The organism is Aeromonas sp. FDAARGOS 1415 (assembly GCF_019048365.1).
Taxonomy (GTDB): domain Bacteria; phylum Pseudomonadota; class Gammaproteobacteria; order Enterobacterales; family Aeromonadaceae; genus Aeromonas; species Aeromonas taiwanensis.
The window spans coordinates 2,402,021-2,414,326 of record NZ_CP077363.1 but is presented as its reverse complement, the minus strand read 5'-3'; the positions used below and the strand labels follow the sequence as shown (position 1 = coordinate 2,414,326).

8 protein-coding genes and 2 pseudogenes are annotated in these 12,306 nt (G+C 46.0%); 3 read left to right on the top strand and 7 right to left on the bottom strand.

The window, feature by feature from the left end; translation table 11 throughout:
* Positions 1 to 8: 8 nt before the first annotated feature.
* Entirely contained in the window at positions 9 to 935 is a 927-nt protein-coding gene (locus I6L45_RS11500; RefSeq protein WP_043762211.1) for a L,D-transpeptidase family protein, read from the bottom strand.
* A 559-nt stretch (positions 936 to 1,494) separates the two neighbouring features.
* Here I6L45_RS11500 and I6L45_RS11495 point away from each other — a divergent pair.
* Positions 1,495 to 2,742: a hypothetical protein gene (locus I6L45_RS11495; RefSeq protein ID WP_216982126.1), complete on the top strand. Its 1,248-nt coding sequence runs from the start codon at positions 1,495 to 1,497 to the stop codon at positions 2,740 to 2,742.
* Positions 2,743 to 3,373: 631 nt separating this feature from the next.
* On the opposite strand, the pseudogene I6L45_RS11490 reads toward I6L45_RS11495, so the two are convergent.
* Positions 3,374 to 3,973, bottom strand: a pseudogene (locus I6L45_RS11490) (IS1595-like element ISKpn3 family transposase); the annotation flags it as partial.
* A gap of 1 nt (position 3,974) precedes the next feature.
* Here I6L45_RS11490 and I6L45_RS11485 point away from each other — a divergent pair.
* Both I6L45_RS11485 and I6L45_RS11480 read left to right on the top strand, forming a co-directional pair.
* Positions 3,975 to 4,151: pseudogene (locus I6L45_RS11485) on the top strand (transposase domain-containing protein); the annotation flags it as partial.
* A 116-nt stretch (positions 4,152 to 4,267) separates the two neighbouring features.
* Positions 4,268 to 5,899, top strand: coding sequence for a methyl-accepting chemotaxis protein (locus I6L45_RS11480; protein WP_202041380.1), 1,632 nt, complete (start codon positions 4,268 to 4,270; stop codon positions 5,897 to 5,899).
* A gap of 303 nt (positions 5,900 to 6,202) precedes the next feature.
* On the opposite strand, the gene repC is transcribed toward I6L45_RS11480, so the two are convergent.
* From repC to I6L45_RS11455, 5 genes are all read right to left on the bottom strand, one after another.
* A complete protein-coding gene (gene repC, locus I6L45_RS11475; protein WP_216982125.1) occupies positions 6,203 to 7,102 on the bottom strand; it encodes a replication protein C, IncQ-type in 900 nt (299 codons plus the stop codon).
* Between the two features lie 15 nt (positions 7,103 to 7,117).
* Complete coding sequence (locus I6L45_RS11470) at positions 7,118 to 8,017, bottom strand: helicase RepA family protein (protein ID WP_216982124.1); 900 nt, start codon at positions 8,015 to 8,017, stop codon at positions 7,118 to 7,120.
* A 44-nt stretch (positions 8,018 to 8,061) separates the two neighbouring features.
* On the bottom strand, positions 8,062 to 10,077 hold the full coding sequence (locus I6L45_RS11465) for a relaxase/mobilization nuclease domain-containing protein (protein WP_216982123.1): 2,016 nt from the start codon (positions 10,075 to 10,077) through the stop codon (positions 8,062 to 8,064).
* 425 nt (positions 10,078 to 10,502) lie between these two features.
* Positions 10,503 to 10,994 (bottom strand): hypothetical protein, encoded by a 492-nt coding sequence (locus tag I6L45_RS11460; RefSeq protein WP_216982122.1) that lies wholly within the window; start codon positions 10,992 to 10,994, stop codon positions 10,503 to 10,505.
* Entirely contained in the window at positions 10,981 to 11,391 is a 411-nt protein-coding gene (locus tag I6L45_RS11455; protein WP_216982121.1) for a hypothetical protein, read from the bottom strand. The genes I6L45_RS11460 and I6L45_RS11455 overlap by 14 nt, the downstream gene beginning before the upstream one ends.
* Positions 11,392 to 12,306 lie beyond the last annotated feature (915 nt).

Below are 12,306 nucleotides of genomic sequence, written 5' to 3'. Positions count from 1 at the left end.
CCGGGCCATCACGTCTGCGGATTGAGGCGGGTCGGCATGCCGGTACGCTGTTCCAGCACCTGCTTGACCACGTTGGAGTCAGAGTCGGCGTGAGCGATGAAGCGGGTCGTGGCCTGGGTCATGGGCAGGGGGACGGCGGCGGTGGAGTTGAACTCCTCTTCGGTGCGCGACAGCGGCTCGTGCACCTCCATGTAGCGGCTGCCATCCGGTTCTACCGTGGTCTTGATCGGCTGATTGACGAACTGGACGCGGGTACCGACCGGCACGTTGTCGAACAGGTACTTGATGTCGTCCGCGCGCAGACGCACGCAGCCGCTGCTCACCCGCAGACCAATGCCGAAGGTGGCGTTGGTGCCGTGGATGGCGTAGAGGTTGCCGATATAGAGGGCATGCAGACCCATGGGGTTGTCCGGGCCGGCCGGCCAGACCGCAGGCAGGGTCTTGCCCTGGGCGGCATAACGGCGACGGATGTTCTCGGTCGGGGTCCAGGTCGGGTTGGCACGCTTGCGCTCCACCTTGGTGATCCAGTTCTCCGGGGTGTTCACCCCCAGCTGGCCGATGCCGATGGGCAGCACCTGCACCACGTTCTTGCCCTTGGGGTAGTAGTAGAGACGCATCTCCGCCACGTTGATGACGATCCCTTCGCGGGGCGCATTCGGCAGGATCAGCTGATGGGGGATGATCAGCTTGCTGCCCGGGGTGGGCAGATAGGGGTCAACGCCCGGGTTGGCCTCCATGATGTTGGTCAGGCCCAGCTGGAAGTCAGAGGCGATCTGTTCCAGCGGACGGTTGTCTGCAGGCACCACGTACTCCTGGTTCTCGCCGATCAGGCGGCTGTTGGCGGCGGGCAGCACGTATTCAACGGCGGCAGCCTGCTGGCTGACCAGGGTCAGAGTGCAAATAAGGGCCGAAGCGGCAATGCGAAGGGGATTCATAAAATTCCTGTATGGTTTCCTGTACCTGTGGGCCTTTGGCCTGCTCATCCTCGGTCGCTCCTGTGACGTGTCACCCGAGCCCAATCACCGAGCGCGCATTCTTTCCCGAGTAGGGCAAAATTTCAACTTGGAGATGGACTTTTTCGCGGAAAAGATCCATTCCTTCGCCAACTCTCGGGCATCCCGGGTAGATGGCACCCTAGCATCCACAGTCTGAGCGTAAAATGAACATGTCGGCGGTCTGATAGCCCCACCCCAAATTGCATGATGCTGCGGTCGCGAGTACAATCTCGCACCCCGTATCTCCAGAGTATCGAGCCATCTCCTGCTCTGGGTGCACTCCATCGGGTGGCCCTGCGGCGAGTACGGTCGCACCCAGTCCGATGAACCCTTACGACGCCATCAGGTGGCGCCGTCCTGATTTGCAATCAGGCTAAGACCACAAAAAAAATCTAAAAATCAAGCACTTACATACCAGAATCAATTTTTAACCACAAAACTATACATGATGATAGTATAGGTTCTTCGTGCTTTTAGCGACGGTGATTAGAGATCCTTCATGAGCGAACTTGCTGAAATTTTGTCCAAATTACCCCATGCGGACCTAGCCAGAATGCTGGCAGAACGAATGCAGGCAGATAACAGTAGTCCAGCTACCCAGAATCGCCATGACCTCGGAGGTGGAATATCCCTATACAAGCAAAAGTATAGCTCCAAATGGTACTGTAGGATTCATCAACCTGAAATCATGATTATTGATTATCGTCAAAGCACAAGAAAGGTGAACCTACAGGAAGCAAGGTCCGAAGCTTTTCAAATTGCCGCTATGTTAAAATTAAAAGCATCTAGCGGTATTCCGCTTAAAAAAGGAATAACCCTTAAAACAATAGCAAATGATGTCATAGCTTATTATACAAACAGAGCAAAAACTAATGACAAATACTGTATTAGTATAATAAACAATCACATCCTCCCATATTTTGGTGGCATGGAAATAGCAAAAGTAAATGACAGAACCATCAGGCTATTCTGGATTAAATACTGTCAGGAACAAGGAACCCCAAGTAAAACATTTGTAGTTACTATGAATGTAGTATTAAGGAAAATACTGCTTGAGGCGAAAGAACAGGGACTAATAACAGTTTTGCCAGATTTAAATAAAAAAGTTGACACTCGAAAACAAATTAAAGGCGAATTCTGGGAGGCGGATGAAATAAACATTATTTTTGAAAAATTAAAAAAATGGCATTCAAATACACCTCATCTACAAGATAGATATTTTTTGACTCTCTATTGCAAACTACTTCTTTTAACTGGCATTAGGACTGGAGAAGAGGCTCTTAATATAACATGGGGCGATATAATTAGACGTAATGATATGGGAAAAGTTGATTATTATTGCATAATCCGCAAGGGAAAAATGGAAAACACTAGAAAAGCAAAACGCGAGGTTCTAATTGCTAAGGGGGGAGAGTCGAGCAAAGTCATTACTGATGTATTATCACCGTTAGCATCATCCCTTGGTTTTGAAAGCTTGAAAGATGCGATGGAAAATGCTCAAGATATGCCATTATTTAAATTTGAAGACCCAGCTAAGCTCTGGAGAGACTTCACCAAGGACATGGGTTTAAAGGGCAACTTGTATTGGTTTAGACATACATATATCACAAATGAAATTATCAGTGGAAAACCTTTAGCACACATAGCCGCTCAGGTAGGGAATAGTGTAAAAGTTATTGAGGAACATTATGCCCATGCGACAATGCGACTAGTTCGGACAGCTGAACTAAAAGGACACGGCGCCTAGCTTCGCGCGCCTCTCCGTGCGTTGCACCTGAGACGGCATTTTTTTGATCGCTTCGCGGACATTTTATATTTTATTAGAATGGCTTCGCCTAGATCGAGGACAGGGAAAAACGATGTTGCATCATTCATCCCTCCTCTGGCCCTCTGTAGCTGCTTACGCAAGGCCCCCCAACCCTATTATATGCCTGACACTCAAAATTGCGTAGATAGCCTTCCAATACGCTAAAACCCTCCCCAATCAGTCAGTTAAACACGTGTGGGCCACCTGCACGCGTAAGCGTGCAATATCAGCAAAAATCAAATGTTAGATTGGGCCCCCTTCGGGGAGCCCACGTCTAACATTTGTTGTCCATGTTAGCGGCTTTCAAGTACAACCAGACTCACTACTAGCTACAGCTTAGTGCCCATTCTATGATTTTTAATACTTACTAGTATTACTTGTGTAATACTAGTCGGGTAGTGCATTAAAATCTGCCAACCGTAGTAATTACATGGCGTGCAGAGAGATTAGGTAAGCAACAAACGCTCACGAAAATACGGGCCAACGTTCATGAAAATACGAACCATGATGTTCATTAAATGAGCACCTTAGCATTCAGGCATGTGAAACGCTTTCCTGATTACCCATGACCCTAAGCCAGCTTCAAGAGCCGATATGGCATCGGAGGGCTTGCCACGACTGCATGCCCCAATTCAACCAACATGCTCTTGAGGTCAAAACGATGATTAAACCGGAAGCAGTATTCCGCAAGATGCCTTGGTAAATGCTTCGCTCCGAGCGTATGGCAACTGCCCCGCAGCGAGTTTTTCACATTTCCTATCATCGTGTTTACCCAGTTGAATGCCGGATGATCCAGCCAGTCCAGGTTGCCCCCGGTGACAACACCCAGGTGCTCACAATTGGCCTCCTTGACCGCTTTGAAACAGGCCAATCCATCGGATATCACCGCGCTACCACTGGCAATATGCCGTTTTGCCCAATCAGCAACGGACTTGGTTTTGAAACCATCGACCACCGTCATCCGCATCTTGATTGGATGTCCTTCCTTGTTCAGAGCCACTGCTGCCACAAACGGCGTCTTGCCTGCCGCGCCCCGACCCCGTTTGCCACCACGGCGCTCGCCACCTCAGTAGACATCATCGAGCTGAATGATGCCGCTGATGGGCTGCTTGTCATCGGACTCTTTCATGGCTTGCAGCAGCTTGTGCTTGAGCATCCAGGCGGTGTCATATTACTCGTTGCTGGAGACCGCCAAAGCCAATCAACTGGAGCCGTCAGCGTATATCAATTATGTGCTGGCGCGGATCGGCGAAGCGGACAGCCTGGAAAAGCTGGAAGCGCTGCTACCGTGGAATGTGGCGCTGGAGCCGATTTCAAAAAAAGTGGTGCAATACAACGAAGGCAAGTAGGTCGATTTAACGGCGCTTACGGTGTATGCTACGCCGCCCCCGGTGACGACACCATTACGGTGTCAGGCTCCATGGGTCGCTATATAGGTACAGATTCAGGTCATGAAGGGGCAAGTATGTCCATACAAGGTTCGTTGAGAGCACAGTTACTGGCGTTGTTGGGCGGAAGTATTCTTCTCCTCGTCATCATCTCGTTGTTATGTTTCCGTCTGCTGGAGCACGGGGTCGAAGATTATCAATCCCTGGTTAACAGCACGCTGCAAGAGTCGACGCTGGTTGAGCGGGCCAATCTGGAGTTCAAGAGCCAGGTTCAGGAGTGGAAAAATGTCCTGCTGCGCGGCAAGGATCCGGAGGCTCTGACCAAGTATTGGACCCGGTTTGAAGAGCAGGAGCGTGCGGTCAACCAGACGCTGGCGCAACTGAGCCAGTTGGCCGGGCAGTGGCAGGATCAGGAGTTGGTTGCCCAGGTGCGGAGCCTGAGTGATGAACATCAGAAACTCGGGCTGGCCTATCGTCAGGGCAAAGAGAAGTTTGTTGCCGCTCAGGGCGACCCGACTGTGGGGGATCAGGCGGTGAAGGGTATCGATCGGGCAACCAGCGAGCAGATGGAGGCTCTGGTCAAGCATCTGCATGAAGAAGGCAATCGTCAGGCCCAAGCCATTAGTGAGGAGACCCACAGCCAAGCCATTCTCGGCGTGGTATTCCTGATTGTGGCGTCATTACTGGTGGGGGTGCTCAGTCTCTGGTTGGTGAATCGCCAACTGCTGGTGCCGATCAAGGCGCTCACCGACTTCATTATCCAGTTGAGCCATGGCAAGTTTGATCGACCCTTTGCGCTGCAACGGCAGGATGAACTGGGTGCCCTGGCCAAGGCCGCCAATACCCTGCGCGATTTCTTGGGGACGACCTTTTCCCAGCTCAAGTTGAGTGGCGAGCAGCTGGATAGTGCCAGCCATGAACTCAAGGAAATCTCCGGGTTGATGGCCAAGGGCACCCAGGATCAATTCTCCCGCACCGATATGGTGGCTACCGCGATGCACGAGATGTCGGCGACGGCGCAGAATGTCGCGGAGAATGCCGCATCGGCCGCCCAGGCGACGGATCAGGCGGACCATACGGCTCACGAAGGCGAGCAAGTGATGCAGGACACCATAGGCGGCATTGCCCAGATGGGTAAAGAAATTGACAACACGGCTGGCGTTATAAAACAACTGGATGAAGATAGCCGCCGCATCAGTACCGTGCTGGAGGTGATCCGTTCCATTGCCGAGCAGACCAACCTGCTGGCCTTGAATGCGGCGATTGAAGCGGCGCGGGCCGGTGAGCAGGGTCGCGGCTTCGCCGTGGTCGCGGACGAGGTTCGTACCCTGGCCAAGCGCACGGCGGACTCTACGGCGGAGATCAACCAGATCATCGCCAAGGTACAGCGTGGCACCCAGGAAGCGGTACAGGCGATTGGTAGTAGCCAGCAACTCAGCCAGCAGAGTATCGAACAGGTGACGGTCGCGGGTCGCAAGTTGCAGAGCATCACGAGCTCCATCAGCCAGATCCACGGCATGAACCAGCAGATCGCCACCGCCGCCGAGGAGCAGACGCTGGTGGTGGAAGATATCGCCCGCAACCTGGTGGATATCAAAACCATCGCCACCGAGAACGAAGAGAACGCCCACCGCACCCAGGGTGCCAGCGACCAGTTGCATCAAACCGCGGTCGACCTCAACCGCGCCATGCAAAAGCTGATGGCCTAAATCAAAACCGGGCCCCGCGGATAGCGGGGCCCGGTTTTTCCTAAACAGATGCAAACGGCTTCCCCTAGCGCATCCCAGGGCGGGATCGCACTTTGTTAATGAAATTTCTGATTACCCATGACCCTCAGCCAGCTTCAAGAGCCGATATGGCATCGGCGGGCTTGCCACGACTGCATGCCTCAATTCAACAAACATAAAAATCAAACAGGCTGTAGCCTTTCTGGAATTGGACTTTGCTTTTGGCCATGATCTCGTACCTCAGTAACTGTACGTAAGATCAGTATAGCTCGTGGTGACTGCTAATCATGGGTAATCAGGAACGCTTTTATGATGGCTCTTTTTCATTGGCTTTTTAATCTGCACCATCTCCCGAATTCCGCGAGAACCATTATTTTTCACCATCCATCCCAGGGCTACAAGCTGTTCTAGGGCGTCCCGAACAAGCATTCGTCGTCGTCGGTGCGTTGACGTTGATGTATCGTATGAATTCTCCTGTTCACACCAAATTTTTATTATCAACGTATCAATTTTTGTCAAAGGCGACCATTGATTTTTATGAATCTGAGCTGAGAGACGAGCATGCAAAAGCTGTGTCACATCACCTGTTAACTTCCTACGCTCAGCAAGATTAATGATTACTTTTTGCCCACCCATTAGGGCTGATGCAAATCGAGAATTCATTGCAATATGAATGTTATCGCAACCAGGATTTTTAATAAGACGATATGAGAGCAAATTCATGCTCCAATCGACAGTCGCTTTTTTTACTCGGCAGCCGACTTGAGATAGACGATATAACGAATCAGCTAGCCTACCATAATTATCTCCCGCATCAGACAATCCTGCTGCTAGTAGAATTTCACGTCGCGTTGTTTCAAACACAATGCCCTGATCTTGGGATGCGTCATCACTTGGCTGTAAATCTCGCCATAGAGCCTTCCCTACCGCACCACTCATTCCGGCATGAATATCACTATTTTGTAGCGCCGCTATGCCAACTATTCCTAGTAGGATACTCTGATCTACAACATCCAATAATTCAAAACACGTGAATTGATATATATTTCCAAGATGGGGTACTTCAATATTTATAGACCCACGCCTATCACCATTCACTAGCGGTCGAAAAAGTTGCGCCATCGCAGTTACAGGGTCATGCTGCGCAAATATAATTTTAGATATCTTATCTGTTGAGCTCTTCATTGTTGGCACACTGTATTAGTTTGTATACTCATTGCGATGGCGCCCCTTGGTTTTTGGCTTTATTTTTTGAGGTTCTGAGGTGATCTTAACTCGTTGAAATCCATAACCCATATCAACATTTTCATTTGTGCAACTGATTCGATTGAGCCATCTTGGACTCAATTTTGAGCCTTGGTTTTGTTTACTAATTCCAAATTCAACGTAACGCCACACAATGTCCTGATCGATATTATAATTTTCAGCTTCTTCATTAGTCATGCTGCGCACATATGCCTGCCAACGAACGTTTGTCGTCAATACCGACGAACCACGAGATGCCCCCGCACTACGGCTGCCATCACGTTCACCTTGTTTGCTGGTATGATGTAGGAAAATAACTGCACAACCAGTGCGGGCAGCTAAGGTTTGCAATCGATTGAGTACACGAGCCATCCCCGTACTGTCATTCTCGTCCTCGGTGTGGATCTGGCGTAACGTATCAATGATTAACAGCTGCCTACCCTCAGCGCGAGCTGTTATAAAATCCATCCATTGCTCATCCATCACATCCACACGCTCGCTATCGAGATAATCGATCACTAAATTTTCGGCAATGGCTGCCCGCTCGGCGGGGGAACAATGCTCTCCGAGCGCAAAAAGCCTATGATGAATTGAAAGCGGAGAATCCTCGCAAACCAGATAAGCGACCCTACCACGGGCAGGTTCAATTTCTAACCTATCAGGGCCTCCAGCTACCGTTGCGGCGATCTGAAGTGCCAAAGCGCTTTTACCACACCCTCCAGCCGCGACAATGGAGCCCAGAGCCCCTAAAGGAAGCCCTTGCAGGATATACTCGGCCTTAGGCGGAACTGTCTCAAAAAGTGGCAATAAATTATTTTTCCTTTCCAAGAGCGCCTTTATAGTTTTATCTGTCATGAAGTCTCCATCCACGCTGTATTTTATACTCGTTACATAGCAAATTAATTTATGCTCAAAGTATCATCACTAACTTTATATTTAATCGTGCTACTATTTTCACGATTATACTTATCTAACGCAATGTGTCCCACCATAATTTTTGGTGACTCCCCCATAAATGTATGATTTTCACAATCATATTCGCGTATTTTTTCAACAACTAGAGTTCGAGTAAGAGTGCACTCAGTATTCTCATTCATATGGATAGATTTAACAGTAAAGTCGCCATTTTTAAAACCTGCTAATTTAATAGCGTAAATATCTTCATTACTTTTAACTACACCATACTTATGGTTAAGGTCTTTAGCCACCGCATTGATGAACTCCCTTCTTTCGAATTTTGTTTTTAATACAACCTGATAAATCCCTACACTTTTTTCCACTACAATACATGGTTTAAAACAGACCGTTCTTTTCTCAGTAGTATCTCCTAAAAAAACATTTAAATTTTCACGTCCGACATTATCAATTACGATATAGCTATACTGCTCCCGTAATACTGCGCACTCATCAGGGACCAGATTGACCTCATACCCTTTTTTATTTAAATTTACTATATCTGGGATCGAGCATATCATTTCTTTGAAATTCATTTTTTCGTGAATTGTCTTAATCCCATATGGAGAGATTGTTTCCCAATGACCAAATATCATATTCAATATTTTTAGAACAGCATTAATTAGTTTCAACAGTACTGGATCCACTCCTAGCGGCTTAACCAATGAAAGATGTGTACGGCACATACTATCGCTATAGAGACGGCTATGACGTTCAAGTAAAATCTCTGCTGAACCTCTGTTTTTACTGCTGTTACTCTGAGAGATTTTTGTGTCTTTTCCATCGTCGTCCTTGATCTTGTTAACGCTGCTGCGGCTGTATGTATCGCTTCGAGTGATGGACTTATCTGCATCATCAACTCCGGTCCCATTTGTGCTGCTAGGTCTGCACGGAGCGTTGCTATCTCTGATGCGACCATCCTGCGTTGTTCGATCATCTGATGGATTTGCTTCTCCTGCGCGGTTCGTGAGTCGCGGAGTTGATGTGTCGCATCCTGAGCGAATTCTTGCATCATCTTGTATGTCTCTGACGCCAGCTGACCCAATGCTGTCACTGTTGACAGCATATCCTGCATCTGCTGATGCATCTCTGCCTGCGCTTGTGTTGTCGATAAGATTTTTGTTTCCATCGTTGTAGTATGCTCGGCAGCTAAGCTCCTCAAACTCTCTAGTTTTCTCATATCTGAAACCTCGTTTTTCAATACCTGACAATGTATATTTTTTCCCCAAGTCGCTTCCTTTAAATGGGACTCCATTTACCTCAAATGAGAATCCATTTAATTTTCCTGTACTGGACAAACTAGCTCTTGCATTTACGCCCAAAATTTCTAATTGCTCACAAAATGCTAGTGAGGATATCTCAAGCCCAGTTGATAATACTTGGTCTATTGCATGTTGCAGAATAAGACGGTTTGGAACCTTTTTTAAACGATCAGCCATTTGAATCTCGGATGATTTTAGATTTGTTTTTTCTGCTCTTTTTATTCCTCGTGACAATCCCTTAGTAAGAGTTAGTTTAAACTCCACTTCTATTTCGCTAGTAGCCTGTATTAATCTTAGGGCTGAAAAAGAGTCCTTCCACAAATTACCATTATAATCATACTTTGATACAGCGATATGAATATGCTGATTAGGTTCCTCATGTTTATATGCAACCCATGGTCGTACATCTGGATTAAGACCCATTTTATTTAATAGACTATAGGCTATCTCCTCCCATTTTTTATCATCATTAATTTCACTAGGTGGCAGAGATAATGATATGTGCGCCATAAAATTTTTTGCACGACGACTACCACCTACCATCTGAAACTCGTCAGCCTGCTCTGCTGGGACTTGTGATGATATATTACCACCAATGAAGCTAGAATTTTTTCCACTAGCCAGGGAGCTACGGTCAGAACAGGATATATATCTAATTAGTGGCGCAGGTGTTGAACCCGTAGTGAGCTTTCCTTTCAATTTATTATTACCTCTACCTGACTATCATGCCGAGCCCCATAGTTTCATTACATCATGAACAATTATGTTTAATAAAAAACAAATCAGTATACTTGTAGTTATAAAAAATCAATTATCTTATCATCACCCCATAATCGTTTTTTTAATTGCAGCTATGTCTGCCGACATTGCAGCAAGGTCAGCCACATTTAGCACACCTCTTCCATGAGCTATAATTAGAGCCTGATTAAGATTTCGTGATATACCTGATAGTGCACGTGATGTTTCATCACTGATATTTACAGGGGGACGGATTGTTCGTCCCAAAGCTGCATCACGCAGAAAACATGCAACCCTGTTACGCCTTCCACCACATTTCCCTAGAATGCTTATTAACTCATCAGGAGTGAGGTATACATTAAACCGTTCTGTTCTAAATCTAGCCATTATAAAAAACCTAAATTCGCCAATTCTGAACGCCAATCAAAAGAATTAGAAATGTCTAATACAAACTTACCTTTGGATTGCAACTCAAGGTCCTTATGTACTAGTCTTTTCGTAAAACACCTATTGATTGAGTACATATCACTTACAGCATCAGTATAATTACGAGCAGCTTTATAGAGCTTTATCATGCTGGCTGATGCGTGTGTATCATCCTGCAAGAAGCCAGTTAAATTAATAGCGTGATTTTCTGCCATGCATGTAAGGTAAATTTCCATTTGGTAATAAAAACCCTCTTCAAGCGAAATAATTTTTTTGTTATTTTTTTGAAAGTCATCCTTCCTTTGATTAATTAATTCAATCGCTAACTCTAGATAACATGTCAATTTACGTTTCAAGAAGTTACGTTGTTTTTTTCGTTTTTCAATTTCAGAAGAAATGATAATAGGACGAATATATCTTGTAGAGTGAAAGTCAGATTTAGTGTGGTTCATAGCAAACCTCTTTGCTCTGAAGCATACTGATCTCACGGAACAGAGCACACACTGCATCACGGTACACAAAAAAATCTGGTTGAATATTAAAATCATAATGATGGTCAATTCTCATAAAATGAAAATTGTTTTTTTGCAAATGTACCAGTCTATCTACTAAGCAAGAAATCTTATAAGACAATAATCTATCGTTGAACTGCTCATCTACTTTCTTTAAAATCTCAATGTAATCGATCTGACAGTTAATAGTATAGATATAGTCAAGTAATGCATTGATACGCATGATCACACTGTCAACCTCTGACCACCTCTCTAAAAAAACCAGGTCATTACAGATTAATTGCATTTTACAAATATCATTTAGTGCGGCATAGACAGCACGAATTTTCTCTAGCATAAATTGAACTCCGAATTATTATTATTGTTATTATTTTCAAGCAACCACTCGTGAGTGGCATCAACCGAAGGGCGATGGGTATAGTCAAAGCGCAGCTTTGACACACCTTGCTGATTTATAATTAATATTGAATCATAAAAATAATTTTGTCTATAACTTATTTATCTTTTTTGTATTAAAGTTCAAATATAACAAACCATTTAAACTTGTAATAATGACATGTCTTTTTAATTTATATATATTCCACTCTAAAAACATGACATTGCGTGGCATTCAAAGGAAAGTTTTATATAGTTAAATGAGGAAGACGGAAAATAGTGATTAAAAGTTACTGAGTGTAATCAGAATTTTCATTAGAACTCTTTAATGTCTCTGTGTGAACTCAAGAGTTAAAAAAGCCGCCGATAGGTTATATATAGTGCATAAGAGAGTGTAATTTTGATAAAAAGCCACTTCCTAGTGGCTTTTTATTGCTCTTTTTTCATGTAGGTAAATAGTATAATCCATGTGATTTGTGTAGGGAGAAGAGGGGGATGGCTTCGGTTAGCGTCGTCGCAAAAATCGTGGAGGACAACACAGGGGTCGCAAGCGAGATCCCTTTGCTGCTAACAGAGGATGGGGTGCTTTCTCCTCTGACCGACTACCTCTTCATAACGGGCCTGCGCAAGCTTGTCGGGGAGGTTGACTCCGATGTGTAGTTATCGGGTTTGATTCAGATTCAAACTAATCCAACCAAATGTGGAAATTTCAAAATAGAATCGTCGGACGGCAGATAAGCCGAGTAAAACGACTTACAAAATGAGACATCATACCCTAGAGGCCATTTACCTCTTGGATGCAGACTCTGCATTCGTTGAATGCCCACGGTTCTCTAGGTGGCTGGGGCTGCTTCCGGCCAGAAGCAGTCACAAGTTG